General features: G+C 65.5%; 16 protein-coding genes. 2 read left to right on the top strand and 14 right to left on the bottom strand.

Going from position 1 to position 16,819, the window contains the following annotated elements:
* Positions 1 to 13 precede the first annotated feature (13 nt).
* From R3F72_RS01515 to hexR, 14 genes are all read right to left on the bottom strand, one after another.
* Positions 14 to 601 carry a DUF3261 domain-containing protein gene (locus R3F72_RS01515; protein ID WP_332778763.1) on the bottom strand — a complete coding sequence of 196 codons (588 nt, stop codon included), beginning with the start codon at positions 599 to 601 and terminating at the stop codon, positions 14 to 16.
* On the bottom strand, positions 598 to 1,896 hold the full coding sequence (locus R3F72_RS01510) for an NAD(P)/FAD-dependent oxidoreductase (RefSeq protein WP_332778762.1): 1,299 nt from the start codon (positions 1,894 to 1,896) through the stop codon (positions 598 to 600). Before R3F72_RS01510 ends, R3F72_RS01515 begins: the two co-directional genes overlap by 4 nt.
* Positions 1,889 to 4,219, bottom strand: coding sequence for an MMPL family transporter (locus R3F72_RS01505; protein ID WP_332778761.1), 2,331 nt, complete (start codon positions 4,217 to 4,219; stop codon positions 1,889 to 1,891). The genes R3F72_RS01510 and R3F72_RS01505 overlap by 8 nt, the downstream gene beginning before the upstream one ends.
* Positions 4,216 to 4,770 (bottom strand): outer membrane lipoprotein carrier protein LolA, encoded by a 555-nt coding sequence (locus R3F72_RS01500; RefSeq protein ID WP_179208805.1) that lies wholly within the window; start codon positions 4,768 to 4,770, stop codon positions 4,216 to 4,218. Before R3F72_RS01500 ends, R3F72_RS01505 begins: the two co-directional genes overlap by 4 nt.
* A gap of 41 nt (positions 4,771 to 4,811) precedes the next feature.
* Positions 4,812 to 5,801, bottom strand: coding sequence for an LpxL/LpxP family acyltransferase (locus R3F72_RS01495; RefSeq protein WP_332778760.1), 990 nt, complete (start codon positions 5,799 to 5,801; stop codon positions 4,812 to 4,814).
* The gene (locus R3F72_RS01490) at positions 5,798 to 6,553 is read right to left on the bottom strand and encodes a glycosyltransferase family 2 protein (protein WP_332778759.1); all 756 of its coding nucleotides are present in this window, start codon (positions 6,551 to 6,553) and stop codon (positions 5,798 to 5,800) included. The genes R3F72_RS01495 and R3F72_RS01490 overlap by 4 nt, the downstream gene beginning before the upstream one ends.
* 3 nt (positions 6,554 to 6,556) lie before the next feature.
* On the bottom strand, positions 6,557 to 8,305 hold the full coding sequence (locus tag R3F72_RS01485; RefSeq protein WP_332778758.1) for an AMP-binding protein: 1,749 nt from the start codon (positions 8,303 to 8,305) through the stop codon (positions 6,557 to 6,559).
* The gene (locus R3F72_RS01480) at positions 8,292 to 8,918 is read right to left on the bottom strand and encodes a hypothetical protein (protein WP_303856169.1); all 627 of its coding nucleotides are present in this window, start codon (positions 8,916 to 8,918) and stop codon (positions 8,292 to 8,294) included. Before R3F72_RS01480 ends, R3F72_RS01485 begins: the two co-directional genes overlap by 14 nt.
* Before the next feature lie 16 nt (positions 8,919 to 8,934).
* Entirely contained in the window at positions 8,935 to 9,201 is a 267-nt protein-coding gene (locus tag R3F72_RS01475) for a phosphopantetheine-binding protein (RefSeq protein ID WP_071231880.1), read from the bottom strand.
* 150 nt (positions 9,202 to 9,351) lie between these two features.
* Entirely contained in the window at positions 9,352 to 10,053 is a 702-nt protein-coding gene (locus R3F72_RS01470) for a beta-ketoacyl synthase chain length factor (RefSeq protein ID WP_332778757.1), read from the bottom strand.
* 250 nt (positions 10,054 to 10,303) lie between these two features.
* On the bottom strand, positions 10,304 to 11,800 hold the full coding sequence (locus tag R3F72_RS01465; RefSeq protein ID WP_332778756.1) for a PhnE/PtxC family ABC transporter permease: 1,497 nt from the start codon (positions 11,798 to 11,800) through the stop codon (positions 10,304 to 10,306).
* On the bottom strand, positions 11,797 to 12,495 hold the full coding sequence (locus tag R3F72_RS01460) for an ATP-binding cassette domain-containing protein (protein ID WP_332778755.1): 699 nt from the start codon (positions 12,493 to 12,495) through the stop codon (positions 11,797 to 11,799). Before R3F72_RS01460 ends, R3F72_RS01465 begins: the two co-directional genes overlap by 4 nt.
* A gap of 6 nt (positions 12,496 to 12,501) precedes the next feature.
* Entirely contained in the window at positions 12,502 to 13,365 is an 864-nt protein-coding gene (locus tag R3F72_RS01455) for a putative selenate ABC transporter substrate-binding protein (protein ID WP_332778754.1), read from the bottom strand.
* Positions 13,366 to 13,512: 147 nt separating this feature from the next.
* The gene (hexR, locus tag R3F72_RS01450; protein WP_332778753.1) at positions 13,513 to 14,373 is read right to left on the bottom strand and encodes a transcriptional regulator HexR; all 861 of its coding nucleotides are present in this window, start codon (positions 14,371 to 14,373) and stop codon (positions 13,513 to 13,515) included.
* 234 nt (positions 14,374 to 14,607) lie between these two features.
* On the opposite strand from hexR, the gene zwf reads away from it, so the two are divergent.
* Both zwf and pgl read left to right on the top strand, forming a co-directional pair.
* Entirely contained in the window at positions 14,608 to 16,092 is a 1,485-nt protein-coding gene (zwf, locus tag R3F72_RS01445; RefSeq protein ID WP_332778752.1) for a glucose-6-phosphate dehydrogenase, read from the top strand.
* Positions 16,079 to 16,753, top strand: a complete 675-nt coding sequence (gene pgl, locus R3F72_RS01440; RefSeq protein WP_087717705.1) for a 6-phosphogluconolactonase — start codon at positions 16,079 to 16,081, stop codon at positions 16,751 to 16,753. Before zwf ends, pgl begins: the two co-directional genes overlap by 14 nt.
* Positions 16,754 to 16,819: the final 66 nt, after the last annotated feature.

Raw genomic sequence — 16,819 nt, 5'->3', positions numbered from 1 at the left:
GCGCTCTTCTGCATCAGTTCTTCTCCATTGGCTCTTCTCCATCATCGCGCGCCCGCATCGGGTCGATCGTCAGTCGATAGTCGCCCTGGCGATCGTCCAGGGTGAGCGTCCTGGCGTGGTCGCGATCCGGCACCGGGGTGATGCGGGCGGCCAGCTCGCCACGATAGAGGATGTCGCGATGCGTCGAGCTGTCGGCGACCTGCCAGGCGCTTCCGTCGAAGGCGTCGCGCAAGGCGTCGAGCGGCCACAGGCTCCATTCCAGGCGCGATGCCAGCCACGCTGGCGGGATCGGTAGCGGCGATTCGCCCGGGGCATCGCCGGCCTCGAATCGCGCGCCGTCGGCATCGCGGACCAGCGTCGTCACGCGCTGGCCGTACGGCGTCACCAGCACGGCTCGCAGTCGGTCGGGGTCGATTTGGATGAAGGCGATCAGCGTACGGGATTCGCCTTCGTCAGGCTGGAACGTCAATCGACTCTTCAAGGTGTCGGTGGTGGTCGCGGCGGCCAGGGGCGGCGTCGGCGACAACGGCGGCGTCAGGCTACAGGCGCTCAGGACCAAAGCCAGGTAGAGCAGTCCTAGCGGTCGCAGGCTGCGTTTCATGGGCTGCTCTCCGTCGTCCGGGCGGCCGGCCGCAGGGGCCCGGCCTGTGTCGTCGAAGACGCCGCCTGCCTCTCGCAGATCGCGGCGAGCGTGTCGATATGGCGGCGTGAAGCATTGGCAAACGGATTGCTTCGGTCCCACGCGTAACCCGCCAGAATCGCGCTGATGCGGCTCTTGATATCGCTCGGCGCGTTGGCATGGAAGATGATCGTCTGCAGGCGACCGTCGTACCAGGCATCGACGAAGGCGCGAAACGTCTCGATACCCTCGCGCAGCGGCACCTCGAACTCGGCATGCCAGTCGACCGTATCGCCGGCCAGTTGGCGGTCGACCAGCGGCGCTGCCAGGCTGGCCGATCGCAGGGCGATGGTCACGCCGGACGAGAACACCGGATCCAGAAACTCGCCAGCGTTGCCCAGCAGCGCATGGCCGGGGCCGTGCAGACGCGTCACGTCGGCGGAATAGCCGCTGAGCTCGCCCACCGGACGCGTGAGTCGGGCGCCTTCGAGGAGCTGGCAGAAACGGGGTTCGGCGTCGATCAGCGCTTGCCATCGTGCTGCCGGGGTCGCGCCGTAGGCTTCGAGACGCTCGGTCTCGCCGACCACGCCCACCGAGGCACGCTGGTGCCGGAACGGGATCAGCCAGTACCAGATGCCGGCATCGTCGGGATGCACACCGATCAGGATCTTTTCGCGGTCGTGGCTCGAATCCACAGGGCAGGCCTCGAGGTGGGTGAACAGCGCCGTGCGGGGATCCTGACGCGCGTCGCGCTCGAGATGCTCGAGCCGGGTCAGCACACGGCCATAGCCGCTGGCGTCGAGCACGAAGCGGGCGGTCAGCGTACGGGCGTTGCCGGATTCATCGACCACGTCGACCTGGGGGCGGTCGTCGTCGGCCCGGAACGCGGTGACGGTGAGGCCGAATTCGACCTCTGCACCCTGGTCGCGGGCGCCGTCGATCAGCCGCTGGTCGAAGTCGGCACGTTCGACCTGGAACGTGGTGCCCCAGCCCGGGGTGAACTTCTCGCGGAAGTCGATCGCCGTCTCCCGGCCGTTGCGAGTGAACGCGGCACCATTCTTGGGCTGGTAGTCGGCGGCCAGGACGCTTTCCAGCAGGCCGGCCTCCTCGAGATGGCTCATGCACTGCGGCAGCAGGCTCTCGCCGATGGAAAAACGGGGGAAGTGGCTGCGCTCGACTACCAGCACGCGTCGGCCGCAGGCTGCCAGGCGTGCGGCGGCCGCGGCACCGGCCGGCCCGGCACCGATGACGATGACATCGTGGTCGACTTCACCCATCTTCGTTCTCCTGTTGATGAATCCGGTCTGGATCGACAGGTCGTACCCAGGGAACCAGAACCCACACGCTGGCCAGCCCGATCAGGCAGGTCAGGCCCAGATAGTGCAGCGCCGGCGTGACGCTGAAGGCGAGCATGCCGAACGCCAGCAGGCTGGTAAGCGTCGATAGCGTGATCGCGAGCCAGGCGGATGGCTGTCTGGCGTGCTCCACGTTGAAGATACCGGCATCCAGCCCGATCCCCAAGACCAGCAGCAGGCCCAACTGGTTGAAGATATTGAGCGGAACGCCAGCCAGAGCAAACGCGGTCAACACGATCAAGGTGGCACCGAAGGGGGGGGCGATGACGCGCCAGGCGCGGCGCCGATAACGCCACACCAGTGCCAGTGTCATCAATGCCATCGCGAGCACGACCCAGACTGCGGTATGACGGCGTAATTCGCCGAGCAGGGCGCCGATCCGATCGACGCGATCGACATATTCGACCCTGACTTGCGGGCTGCCCACGGCGTCGGCCACTGCCTGCAGGGTGCGCCCGGTCTCGGCGTCTCTAGCCCCCGAGACGACCACCATCGCGGCGACGCCGCCATCCGGTGTCTCGCCCAGCCATAGCCGCTGCTGGTACTGGCCCAGCGGCGTGTCGAGCCAGTCGGCCACGGTCAGCGGGGCAGAGGTGTCGAGCCGCGCCCTGGCTTTCTCGGCCACCTCGGCCGGTAATCCTGCGCGTTGGACGAGGTCGTCCAGCGGCTCGCCATAAAGGGAACGCACCCGCGCCAGGTTGGCCTGCTGCTGCGCTGCCGTCGGCACCGAGCCGGCCAGCGATTGATACTCGACCCGGAGCCCGTCGGCAATGGCGCGATCGAGCGCGGCGTCGAGCGTGTCGAGCCGGGTCAGCAGGGCCTGGGTATCCTCGGCCTGAACCAGGAAGTAGCGGCTGCCGGTATCGCGATCGAGCAGTTGCTGTACCCGCTGTTCGTCCTGCATCAACGCCGCCGGAGACGGGTTGAGCAGCTCCAGGCTGTCGTCGCTGGTCAGGCGCAGAACGCAGATGACGACCAGCACGACGGCGCCGACCAGGGCGAGCCAGGGCGGCAAACGCCAGCGAGGTTGGCACAGCCGCCACCAGCGTGTCGCCAGACGCGCGGTGAACGGGCTGGCATGGAGCGTGAAGCGAGGCAGCCACAGCACGACCGTCAGCCAGGCACCGACGAGGCCGAAGGCGGCGAAGGCGGCCATCTGGCGCAATCCCGGCATCGGCGTCAGCGCCTGCGCCACGTAGGCGACGACGCTCGAGATCAGGCCCAGCGCGAGGCTCGGCAGCAGCCGGCGCAGGCGAAACCCGGCGCCGGCGATGGCGCGATCGCACTGCAGGTGCAGTACGTAATCGATGGCGATACCGATCAGGCTGGCGCCGAAGGCGAGCGTCAGCAGGTGCAGGCGGCCGAAGAAGCCCAGGGTCAATGTCAGCGCGAACAGTGAGCCGGCCAGCAGTGGCACCATCAATTGCAGCAGCACCCGGGGCGAACGAAAGACGAATCCTATGATCAGCAGCACCCCGAGCAGGGAGGCCGCGCCGATGGTGGACATCTCGTGCTTCGCCTGACGCGCGCCGGCGGCGGCGTGGAACACCAGGCCGGAGCGCAGCAGCTCGGCGTCGGGATGCCGCTGCTGGAACTGTTCGAGCGTCGCGTGCAGGGCGTTCTGCATCGGCAGGTCGTAGGGCGAGCCCTTGAGTTCGCCGATCAGCACGCTCCATTGCCGGCCGTCGCGATCCAGCGTCAGCAGGCCATCGGCGGCACCGATCGGGCTGCCGGGCAGCCGTGCAAGCCAGGTATCCAGCAAGCCGAAAGGATCGGCGACGGGGTCCGGGCGCGCCGTCGGCGAGAACAGCCGGCGCAGCGCCGGCTCCACCAGCGTGCCGGCGTCGCCGCGATCGATGATTTGCTGCCATGTCGGCGTCAGTAGGCGATAGCGCCACTGGCCCATCCAGTCGTGGGGATCGGCGTCGGCCAGGTCCAGTTCGCGCCAATCGATGGCGGCGAGCTGGCCGTCGTCGACCAGCGTCTGCAGCGCCTGCCCCAATGCCCGGGTCGTCGCGACGCGCTCGTCGTCGCCGAGCAGCAGCAGGAAGCGATTCTCGAAGCCGCGTCCCAGTTCGCGGTCCGCCTGCTCGATCAACGGCGCCTGTCGATCGGCAGGCAGCAGCGCGGTGAGGTCGGTGTCGGCGGGTAATCCGTGGCGAAGCATCCACCCGAGCCAGATGGCGCAAAGCGTCAGTATCGCGAACCAGAGCCAGCCGAGCCGGCGATAGCCCGCGCGCGTCATGAACCGTTCAGCGGATGCTGGTCGAACAAGCGGACCTCGAGCCGGTCGCCGTCCGGCGTGCGCATGTCGAGACGGTCGATGGTGCGATCACCCTGCAGGGTGATCCCGGCGATACGCTCGCGCAGCGCCGCCTCTTTCGGCGTCAGCGCGACCTGCCAGGCGTCCTGGTCGCCGGAGAGCGCCAGCGTGAAGCGCGACTCCAGCGCCTGCCAGTCGCCTTCCAGCAGTTGCAGGAACAGCTGGGCCACCTGTTCGCCACCGGGGGGCGCACTTTCGCCGCTGCCATCGGTGATCGCTTCCGGAGTGAGCTCGATGCGCTCCTCGACCGGGGTTTCGAGCTGCCAGACGACGCGCTTGCCGCGCTCGAAGAGGAACGTGCCCCGGCTGGTGAGAGAACTATCGAGATCCGCCAGTTCGCGCCGCTGTTCGAAACTGCCTGCCAACGCCGGCGTGGTGGCGAGCTGGCGTTGCAGGTCGTCCAGATCGAAGGCTTGGGCGCTCAATGGCGCCAGTAGAAGCAGAAGCGTGATCAACCATCGACGAAGCGGCATGCGAAAGTCCTTGTGGGGTTTCAGATCTCGAATGGCGAGGATCAGCCGACGGGGCGCCCGTCCTCGGAGCCGGCGTCCGAGTGGGCGTCGTCGCAATCCAGCCAGAAGGGAAAGAAGTTGAACCACTGCAGCGGCGTCTTCTCGCATTGCCGTGTCAACCAGTCGACATAGCGCTGCATGGCGCCGTCGATCCAGGCCGCCCGATCCCGTCGGCTCAATTCGGTGGTGTCGTCGAAGTGATCGAAATCGATCCGGTAGCTGGTGGCCTCGCGAAAGCAGCCGATGGTATAGACCGGACAGCGCAGCAGGCTGGCCAGCCAGAACGGCCCCTCCGGGAATCGTGCCGGGTGGCCCAGGAAGGGCAGGGTTCGGGCACGGCCGCTGTCGCTGATCGGCACGCGGTCGGCGGCGATGACCACGAAGCCGCCTTCCGCGATCCGGCGGCCCAGCTTCATTGCCGTCGTCGGGGTGATCTCGCTGACTTCGATGATCTCCGGCGGGTTCTCGCGGTGGGTCGAGCGCGCCAGGACCTCGTCGAACTGCTGTGCGTTACGCGTGTGCATCAGCAGCGTCGCGCGGAAATCGTCCTGCATGTCGCTCATGGCGGTACAGATTTCCATGTTGCCGACATGAGAAACGAACATGATGCCGCCGCGCCCGCCGGCGACTGCCTGGCGAAACCGCTCTCGAGTGTCGCCCTCGAAGCTGAGCGTGGGTGGAATGCCGCTCCAGGCGTCGATCTTGTCCATCAGACTCTGGCCGAAGCTGCGGAAGTGGCGCAGGCTCAGCCAGGTCAGATGGCTGGGCGCCCGACCGTGGAGATGCCGCCACAGCCGGGTCAGGTAGGTATGGGAGGCGCGTCGATGCAGACCGTGGGCGATGTAGTAGTAGACGATCACCAATAGCAGCATGATCTGGAACGGTAGCCGACCCAGCTTGCGCCGGATCCAGACCATGGTGCGAATGCCGCCGGCGGTGCCGGTTTCGCGGATTCTCGACCAGTGATTGGGGTTACTGCTGACCGGTGTCATGAAGGCGTTTCCTGGCGGCGTCGCAAGAGGGTGGGAAGGCGTCCGAGCATGCCGAGCACCAGGCGTAGATGCATGCGGGCCAGCAGCACATTGTCTCGCCACAGCTTGAAGTGGGAGACGCCGTCGATCGGATAGTGGACCCGGACCGGCAGATTGCCGACGCGCCCGCCCTGCCAGTGCCAGCGAACAGGAAGCTCGCTGTCGAACTCCATGCGATCTCCGCAGGGGTATTCGGCGATCAGGCGATTGACGGCGGCAACCGGGTAGAGCTTGACCCCGCACATGGTATCGCGGAGGTCGAACGACAGCGTCGCCAGCCACACCAGCGAATGGGTGATGTAGCGGGAATAGAAACGATGCCTGGGAACGCTGGCGTCGAATCGCGGATAGCCGAGCAGCAGGGTTTCATCGTCGGCGCGAAGCCCTTCGACGAAAGGCGGCAGGTCTCTGGCCTCGTGCTGGCCGTCCGCGTCCACCTGGAGCACATGAGTCAGCCCGCGCTCGGCGGCTCGCGCCAGCCCGGCGCGAATGGCGGCGCCCTTGCCGCGGTTGACAGGCAGCCTGACCAGGTCCATCTGTGGGTCGCGGGCGAGATCGTCCAGTACCCTGGCGCAGTGGGCGTCGCTACCGTCGTCGACCAGGATGATCGGCAAGCCCAGCAGCTCGAGCCGAGACAGCGTCTGGCCGATGGCTTCGGCGTGGTTGTAGACGGGGACCAGCACCGCGATGCGGGCGGTATCTTCACTCGACATCGACTACCTCTTCAACTCTTGCCGCGCCGTTAGCGCGATGCGGCCGCTGACGTGCTTGCCGCGCTGGCTGTCGCACTCGATGCGCAGGCTCCCTCCGGCGTCGTCCTGGCGATGACCGAGCGTCATCTCGAAGCGGTCGCCGGGCAGCAGCGGCTGCGGGAATCGCAATCGCTCGAGGCCGCTGAAATCGGCATTCAAAGCGAACAGTCGGCGCGCCTGCCGCATCGCCCAGTGTACCAGCGCGATGCCGGGGAGGACGGGCTGGCCGTCGAAGTGGCCGTCGACATAGGCGCAGTGCTCGGGCACTTCCAGCGTGATGCGCCAGCCGTTCTCGTGCAGGCACTCGCCCAGCCAGCGCGGTGCGCGTCGGTCTTCGAGATCCTGAAACAGCCGCTGGCGAATCTCCGCGCTCAGCTTGCCCTGGGGGTTGGTGGGCCAGTCATCCACGAAGCGCCAGTAGCGGGGCAGCGATGGCGTCTCGAATCGCGCGCCGAGTGCCCGGCGCAGCCGTTTTACCGTTTCGCGATGCTGTCGGTGGTCATGTGGCATCGCATCGGGCGTCAACTGAATGACCGCGGCCAGTCGCAGGTCGCGTCGCTGCAGCGTCCAGGTGGTCGCCCGCTCGACGTCGGGCAGTGTTGCGAGGGCGCGATCCATGGCCGTCAGCGAGAGTCGCTTGCCGCCGATCTTGACGATGCGGTCGGCCCGGCCCAGCAGCTCGAACCCGTCATCGGTCAATGCGATCAGGTCGGCCTGGCGCTGCCACTGGTTCGGCGTCTCCAGATGACGGGAGCGCAGCCACAGGCGGCTCTCATCGTCATGACGCACCTCGACGCCGGGCAGAGCGGTCCATGCCGCGCCGCGCTGCTGAACACGCCAGCCGATGCCGCCGGTCTCGGAGCTGCCGTAGATCTCGTGAACCGGCTTGCCGAGTCGCTCGAAGACCTGGTCGCTGGCGTCCTTCGATAGCGGCGCGCCCGAACTGTAGATGGTCGCGAGCGCTGTGTTTACCGGTTGCCACTCGAGCGCTTCCGGTAGCCGCGATAGCGCCGGCGGGGCGCTGACGAGAACGATCCGGCGACCCTCTGCCTCACAGCACCGCAGCCAGGTATGCAGGGTCTCCGGGTAGCGGCAAGGCTGCGCCGAGAAGGGGCTAGCCTCGCAGAGCGGACGCAGAATCGAGAACAGCAGCCCGTAGATATGCTGATGACTGACCTGGCTGACGACCAGTCGGCCGAGCAGGGGCCAGAGCGATGCCTGGGTGGCGAGTTCGGCATCCAGCTGGTCGAAACGCTTGTCGATACGCTGCGGGTCACCGCTGGACCCGGAGGTATAGAGCGAAACGGCGACGGCGGGCAGCAGTTCGGACGACCACCGAGGCGGTCGGCTCGGGAGCCTCGTCGACGAGCCTTGTTCGGGCGTCTGTCCGCTCGACCCCAGAACGACACCCGTATCGCGCAGGCCAGACAGCGTTTCCGGCTGGTTGTCCGCCGGCAGAATGACGCGATCGCCGCGCTCCCAGATCGCAACCAGTGCGGCGCTGAATTCGATCGGATCCGGTTCGTAGAGTCGCCAGCTGTCGCTGTTGTTGGGTGTATCGAGCAGGTGCTGCTGCCAGGCGCCGATCCGCTCGTGCCATGCGCCGACGCTGAACCAGCGCGCGGGCGTATTGCCCTCCGGCGGTAGCCAGGCGAAGGGCTCCGAAAGAGGGCGATGGCGCCACGGGCGTGCGGTCAATTCACGAAACGTCATGCGGCCTCTTTTCGTCGTGTCCTGCTGCGTCATGCATCCTCTCGTCGTGCGCTGCGGCCCGGCGCTTGACGCGCTGGCGGATGCACCATTCGCCCAGGAACATGACAAGCATCAGCGCGTAGACGATGCCGCCGTTGTACCAGGCCCAGACGTCGAGATCGGCATGGATCGCGGTGATCAGTGCCACGCTGCCGTTGAGCACGAAGAACACGCACCAGGCCTGGGTGACCCGACGGGTATAGCGTACGGCGTGAGGCGGCAGATCCGGTTCCTGGCGACGGGCGAACCGCTCGATCAGCGTTGGCGGATGGCGCAGGCCGTGGGAGAAGAGCAACAGCAAGGCGAGGTTCACCACCACAGGCCATAGACGAAGCCCCAGCTCGGCACTGTCGGTGATCAGCAGCAGCAGAATCAGCGGCAACAGACCCCAGCCCCAGCGACGCTGTGCCGGCGGCAGGCGCCACCAGGCAATGGCGGCTAGCGCGATCAGCAAGGGCCAGGCGCCGTAATGCGGCAGCAGGTAATGCACCACCAGCGGCCAGAGCAGGCCAACGAGACCCGCCGCGGCCCACAGAAGACGGTTGCGGCCCTGGGCAGGCGCTGACGGAATCAAGAGGGCACCACCGGGTTCATTTCTGGCGACGCGATTCGACCAGTGCCGCCAGGCTTCGCAGGTTGGCGAAATGCTGGCGAGACGATTCCGCTTCGGATTCCAGCGTGATGCCATAGCGCTTCTGCAGCGCGAGCCCCAGTTCCAGCGCATCGATGGAGTCGAGCCCCAGCCCTTCGACGAACAGCGGCTCGTCGGGGTCGATGTCATCCGGCGTGACATCCTCCAGTTCCAGGGTCTCGATGATCATCTCTTTGAGTTCGTGTTCCAGCGCTGTCGTTGCCATCGGTCTTGGTCGTCCTTGTCACTCGTTCATTATCAGTTGCGGGCGGCCGATCCCGCAGCGGGCGCGTTGCCGGTGTCGTCCGGCGTAGCAGGCCTGTCACTTTGGCCTCGGGAGGTTCCATGCGGTGATCGTCGTGTCATGGGCAGCGGATCATGGCCGAACGTTGGCGAGTTGCCAACCACGACGGCTCATGGGACACGCCACGTCTGCACGCTTGTCCATCAACCAGTCGATGATATCGAGGGGTTGCAGGGTCGAGGCCTCGGTCGTGACCGGAGTTTCCACGATTCGCCCGGCATCCAGCGATGCGTCGGCTGTCGGCGCCTGACCGATACGCAGCGCGACGGCGGCGAAAGGCGACTCCGGGGCATGAGACGCGAACCGCGCCGGGACTGGTTGATCGCTGAAAACGATCACAAGGCTCGAGTGGGTGTCGGCGAGATATCCGCGGGCTTCTGCCATCAGCGCCGCCCACTCGCCGCCGCTGGCGGCGATGGCCTGCTGGCTGCGTCGGTTGCCACTGGCAATGGAGTAGACGCCAACGGTGGCGTTATGCACCGACAGGCCGAAGCGCGCCGGAGACAGCGGCTCGCCTTCGTTCAGGCCATATAGCATCTCCAGCGTGCGCTCGCCGTCGCCATGGCGCGAGGCGTGAAGCACGACGCTGTCGGCATCGGGATCGAGGTCCGAGAGCATGTCGCAAACCGCGCGTCCGAGCAGGTTGAGACGACGCCGCAACATCGATGGGATGGCCTTGCCGGCAGGCTTGTCACTCGTGTCGAGCCGGGAATCCCCTTCCGCCTCGCGATGGGGTGTCCAGGCTCGCCAATCCTGTAGGTAAAGGTCCGTCATGGCGTCGTTTCAACGATCCGTATTGCGACAACTTTACGCATCATAACGGAAAAGAAGGCCTGCGCGGTGCAAGCTTTATGCATTCTGAAGGGTGGTGGTGCCATGGGGCGGAGGGCATCAGAGCGCCGAACCGGGGTTCGACGCACCCTGGGAGGACGATCCCTTGGGCCTGGATAAGCCTATCCTCGGTTTTCTCGATTGAACTTGATGCAGATCAAATATCGGCGGGCGTTGGCCCACAAGCCGGCCTCTAGCGACTGCAGGGATCGTCGAGCGGGACTTGGCGAGGCCGGAAGCGGCGGGATAGAGCGTCGATGGTGATGTTGAGGCCGGCGGTCACCAGCAGCAGGAAGAAGGCGTGGTCGAACATCAGGTACTGAAAGCTGGAGTCGATGTAGAAGCCCAGCGTGGCGACGCCCAGCATGCCGAGCAGGGCGGTCTCGCGCATGATGACTTCCGCGCGATAGCAGAGCAGTGCCAGCAGGTTGGGATAGAGGCGCGGCAGCAGTTCGTACGCGTAGCGTCCGGAAGCCGGCAGACCTGCCATGCCGATCGTCAGGCCGTCGGCGTGGCGTGCGACCAGGAAGGCGATCACGGCGCCGTTATGCAGGGCGAGGGCCAGCCATGCGGGCAGCATCGAGGGGCCGAGCATCAGCAGGAAGATGAACGCCAGCATCAGTTCCGGCGTCGAGCGCAGCACGATCAGCATCAGTCGCCCACCCATCCGTTGCCACGGCCGGCCGAAGTGACGGCTGGCCAACGGCCACAGCAGCAGCGCCAGGATCAGGCTGCCGACGGTACCCATCAGCGCCAGCAGCAACGTATTGCCGATCGCCGGCAGCAGATCGGGCAGGCTCGTCACCCATTCGCCCAGGCCGGCTAGATCGCCATCGAGCAGGGGAGCGGGCCATAGATCCTGGCTGACGAAGCGCCACAGCAGGTCGCTATCGACATCCGGCCACGGGCCCAGGCAGAACAGTGCGCCAAACAGCAATAGCGGCAGCAGGCGGCGGTGCCCCCACCACTGCAGCGTGGCGATGAGCGTGTAGAAAACCCACAGCAGGGCGCCGGCTTCACCGAAGCGTCCTTCGCGGAAGGCACTTTCGAGATAGAAGCCGAGGGTCGGTAACCCCACGAAGCCGAGCAGCACGCTGGCGCGCATGGCACATTCGAAACGGTAACGGGTGTAACTGGCGAGACGATCCCACACCAGCGGCAGCTCGGCATAGAGAAAACGCGACAGCCGGTCGACGCCGCCGGGCAGCGCGTCGGTCGGGGCTCTGGGCGTGAGTTCCAGGATTTCCGCATAGACCTTGGCGAAGATACCGGCATAGGGGATCGCCAACGCGGCGAGCGCGGTGACCGCGGAGAGGCCGAAGACCTGCAGGAACAGCAGCGCCCAGAACAGCTCATGGATGGCGCGCACGAAAGCGCAGAACGCGCGCACGAGTCTCGAGCGATGAAAGATCAACGCCAGCGGAAAGCCCAGTAGCGCACCGATGAGGGTTCCCCACAGCGCGACGCTGACGGTCAAAACGATCGCTCGAAGCGGGCTTTCCAGCGCGACGAAGTCGGGCCAGACGAAACCTTGCACCATTCGCCACAGTTCGCCCCACGGATCGGCGGCGATGACCCGCAGGTCGGCGAAGGGGAGCAGCAGCAGGCACAGCAGAGTCAGCGCCAGCGAGCGTCGGGCGAGCGTCAGGCCGGGGCTAGTGCCTTGCAGCAGTCCGGGAGGCGCGCTCATGTCGTGGCATCTACCTCGGTCTCGCGACTCGATTTTCCCGCGTCCGGGTAGAGCGCGTCGAGGTGCGCCAGCGTCAGCTCGCAGGCAGGCGCGTTCAGCACCACGCGCCCGTCACGCAGGCCGACGATGCGGTCGAAATGCGCCAGTGCCAGCCGATGCTGGTGCAGGGCAATGATGCTGGAGGCATGGCGAGTCTGGATATGCTCCAGCAGTCGCAACGCCTGATGAGGATCCACGCTGGCCAACGGCTCGTCACCGAGGAAGATTTCGCGCTGCTGGTAGAACGCTCTGGCGATCGCGACCCGCTGACGCTGACCGCCGGAAAGCTGCGCCACGGGGCGACGCAGCAATCCTTCGAGGCCCAGCTCGTCGGCCAGGGTCTCGATGGCCTGCCACGCCTGGCGACGAGGCTTGAGGAGATTGCAGAGGTTGCTCAGCGCGGTGTGCCGTTCGAGCTGCCCCATATAGATGTTGTGATACACCGACAGCAGCGGCACCAGCCCGTATCCTTGCGGGCACCAGGCGGCGGTATTGCCCAGCCGGCGGCGAATCTCGGCAAGCAGCGTCGACTTGCCGGCGCCGCTCTGACCCAGTAGCGCGACGCGCTCGCCAGCCTCCAGGGAGAGCGTCAACGCCGGCAGCACTACCTGCGTCCCGTAGCCCAGGTCGGCGCTATCGAAGGTTAGTAGCGGCATGGGGTCTCAGCGCAGCAGGCCGATGGATTTCCCGACCGACTCGATCGGGCCGTAGTCATCGTTGCTGGCCGGAATGAAGCCCGAGCGCGGGAAGCTTTCCAGCAGTGCCGGATCGGTCATGTCGACCAGTGCCTGCTGCACCTTCTGGGTGAAGCCTTCGCCGTAACGCTCGTCGGCGTCGCCGCGCAGCGTCCACTGATAGTCCGGGTAGGTCGGCGACTCCCAGATCACTTCGACCTTGTCGGTATCGACGCGCCCATCCTCGACGGCAGCCTGCCAGACGGTGAAGTTCACCGCGCCGACATCGTAGGTGCCGGATTCCACCAGCGCGATGGTGCGCGTGTGATCGCCGGAGAAGCCCACGCGGGAGAAGACCTGCTCGGGAGCCTCGTCGAAACGCTGGCGGATGAAGTGCTCCGGCATCAGTCGGCCGGACGTCGAGGTCTTGGCGCCGAACGTGAACGAGTGGCCGACCACGGATTCGGGCAGCGCTTCCTGCTGCGGCTCGATACCGGTGGCGGTATTGGCAATGAAGTAGCTCACGAACGCGGCATCTTCCTTGCCCTGGGCGATGGCTTGCGAGCCCGGTACCAGTTGGCGGGCCTGAACGCCCGAGAGGCCGCCGAACCAGGCCAGTTGTACCTGATCGTTGCGGAAGGCGGTGACCGCGGCGCCGTAGGACGTGACGGGGACGTATTCGACATCGACGCCGAGCCGATCCGAAAGGTAATCGGCCACCTTGGAGAAGCGCTCGACCAGGCGAGACTGGTCTTCGTCGGGAATGGCGGTGAAGCGGAACGTCGCGTCGGCATGGGCGAGCGAACAGCCGATCGATGCGATCGACAACAACAGGGCAAGCATCCAGCGCATGGGGAAGAGCCTCGATGTTTTTGGAAGGGAATGGTGTCGGAAGGCGCCCATGATAACCGCATGAGCGCATCGGCGTTAAGCCGCGTGTGGTTATCCACGTTGATGGACGTCTGGCTGCCCGGTGACTCGAAGGCCGAGAGACTGTCGTCACTTATCCTTCGGCGGGAATTTGGTCGGCCGCAGGCTCTCCTTGATCTTCTTGAGATGAGGCAGGAACGACTCGCCTCGGCGCAGCGTGACGCCTGTCGCGAGCACGTCGATCAACGCCATGTGGATCATCCGCGAGCTCATCGGCATGTAGACTTCCGTGTCTTCCGGCAGGTCGACCGGCAGGATGTCGGTGCAGACTTCCGCCAACGGCGACCCATCGCGGGTGATGCCGATGACCAGTGCACCGCTGTCGCGGGCCACCTTGGCGACTTCCACCAGTTCACGGGTGCGGCCGGTATAGGAAATCACCACGATGACGTCGCCGGTATGGGACGCCGCCGCGATCATTCGCTGCATCAACACATCGTTGTAAGCGCCGACCGGCAGGTTGAAGCGAAAGAACTTGTTCTGCGCATCGAAGGCTGCCGGCGCCGAAGCGCCGAGGGCGAAGAAGCTGATCTGGCGGGCCTGGGAAAGATGATCGACGACGCGCTCGATCCGCTTCGGGTCGATCTCGCGGCGAGCCTCGTCCAGTGCAGCGATCGTCGCGCCAATGATCTTGTCGGTATAGGCCGCCGCATCGTCGTCGCTCTCCACGCTGCGGCTGACGTAGGGCGTTCCGCCTGCCAGACTCTGGGCCAGCTGGATCTTGAAGTCCGGATAGCCTTTGGTTTCGAAATTGCGGCAAAAGCGGTTGACCGTGGGTTCGCTCACCGTGGCAGCCTGTGCCAGAGTGGCTATGCTCATGCCAATTGCCGCGTTGGGGTCCTGCAGGATGACGTCGGCGACCTTGCGTTCCGAGCGATTGAGGTCGTCGACCCGCGAACGAATGCGGGCGATGAGATCGTGCATTGCCATGGTTGCGGGGCATCTCCTTGCGGCGGATTGACGGGTGATTCATCACAGGCTCTGCATCCTAGCCTCTGCCGGCAACAGCGCCAAGCGGTGATAGGCCAGAGGTGTACGCGCTCGGCGGCCCTGCGGCGCGGTATACTGGTACGAGAACGGTAATTTAATGACGAAGTCGAATGTCAAATGACGCCTGGATGGCGTATTTTATTCGTAAATTAACGACTCTGGCGGAGGGAGGCAATGACTCGAGAGGCAACGCCCAACGTGGATTTGGCTCTGTTCGGTGCGCTTGGCGACCTGGCACTGCGCAAACTTTACCCCGCGCTCTATCATCTGGATCGCGATGGCCTGCTGGGCAACGACACCCGGATTCTGGGGCTGGCACGTCGCGAGCATGACGTCGACAGTTTCCGCAACACCGTACTCGGGACGCTCAAGAAACGTATCAAGCCCAAGGAGCTGGAGCAGAAGTGCCTCGATCGCTTTCTGGCCCGGCTCGAGTACACGCAGCTCGATTTCGACACCGTCGACGGCTACGAGAAGATTCGGGACTGGCACGCCCAGAGCCCGGATGCCCAATGCCCGCTGACCATCTACCTTGCCGTGCCCGCTAGCATCTACGGGGCGATCTGCGCCAATCTCGAGCAGAGCGGCAGCCTGGATGGCGAATCGCGGGTGGTGGTCGAGAAGCCGATCGGTTATGACCTCGAGTCCTCGCACGAGATCAACGACGCCATCGGTGCCGTCTTCCCCGAATCTCGCATTTACCGTATGGATCACTATCTGGGCAAGGAAACGGTCCAGAACCTGATCGCTCTGCGTTTCGCCAACCCGATGTTCGGCAACCAGTGGAACCAGAGCCAGATCTCCCACGTCGAGATCACCGTGGCCGAGCAGGTGGGCATCGAAGGGCGCTGGGGTTACTTCGACAAGGCCGGCCAGCTGCGTGACATGGTCCAGAACCATCTGCTGCAACTGCTGACCATGCTTGCCATGGATCCGCCGGCCAATCTCGATGCCGACGCCATCCGCGACGAAAAGGTCAAGGTGCTCAAGGCGCTCAAGCCGCTGGAAGGCGACGACCTGAACCGCCATGTCGTGCGCGGCCAGTACGTGGCCGGCTCGATCGCAGGCGAGAACGTACCGGGTTATCTCGAAGAGCCGGACGCCAATACCTCCAGTACCACCGAGACCTTCGTCGCCATGCGCCTCGAAGTGGCCAACTGGCGCTGGGCCGGCGTGCCATTCTATCTGCGTACCGGTAAACGCATGCCGGAGAAGCTGTCGCAGATCGTGATTCACTTCCGCCAGCAGCCGCACTACATCTTCGACCCCGACCAGCGCAATCTCGCTGCCAACAAGCTGGTGATCCGGCTGCAGCCGGAAGAGGGCATCGCGTTGCAGGTGTTGACCAAGGACGGCGGTCTCGACAAGGGCATGCGCCTGCGCCCCGGCCCGCTGCATCTGGATTTCAACCACGCCTTCCCCAAGGAGCGGATTCCGGACGCCTACGAACGCCTGCTGCTCGAGGTCATGAAAGGCCAGCAGTATCTGTTCGTGCGTCGCGACGAAGTCGAGTACGCCTGGAAGTGGGTCGATCACCTCATCGCTGGTTGGGAAAAGCGCGATATTCCGCCGCGTCGCTATCCGGCGGGATCCTGGGGGCCTGTCGCCTCCATCGCGATGATCACGCAGGACGGTCGTTCCTGGTATGAAGACTACTGATAGCGCTCGCGAACAGATCGGGGCGCAGCTGGCTTCTGCCGCCGCTCATGCATTGGCGACGGATCTGGCCAGCCAGCCGCGTGCGCTACTGGTCGTTTCCGGCGGGACGACACCGGAGCCGTTCCTGCGTCGCCTCGCCGAACAGCCGCTGGCGTGGTCTCGGGTCGATATCACCCTGACCGACGAGCGCTGGGTGGCCGAGGATCATCCAGACAGCAACGCGCGCCTGATTCGCGAGACGTTGCTGGTCGGGCCAGCCGCCGCGGCGACCTTTCATCCGCTGACGACACCCGATGCCACACCGGAGCAGGGCGCAGCGGCGGTTGCCGCCCGCCTGGCGACGCTGCCTTGGCCAGCCAGCCTGATCGTGCTCGGCATGGGCAATGACGGCCATACCGCTTCGTTGTTCCCGGATAGCGGCGAGCTCTCGCTGGCGCTGAGTACGGATGAGAGCGTCGTCGCAGTACGCGCGCCCAGCGTGTTGCAGCCTCGCATCACCTTGAGCGCGGCGCGACTGCATGACGCGCGCCGCCTCGCGCTGCATCTGGTCGGTGACGCCAAGAAGGCGGTGCTGGCCCAGGCGCTCAGTGGCGACGATGCTCGCGAATTGCCGATCAGAGCCTTTCTGACCTGCCCCCTGACCCTCTACTGGGCGCCCTAGCGCTCGCCGGCATCTGTTCGCCGATCGGGCGAGTGCCGGATATTCTTCAAAGGAGTCTCCTCTCTA

Origin of the sequence: Salinicola sp. 4072 (assembly GCF_036663415.1) — a bacterium.
Taxonomy (GTDB): domain Bacteria; phylum Pseudomonadota; class Gammaproteobacteria; order Pseudomonadales; family Halomonadaceae; genus Salinicola; species Salinicola salarius_A.
The sequence above is the reverse complement of the archived record's forward strand: the minus strand, read 5'-3'. Positions and strand labels throughout refer to the sequence as shown.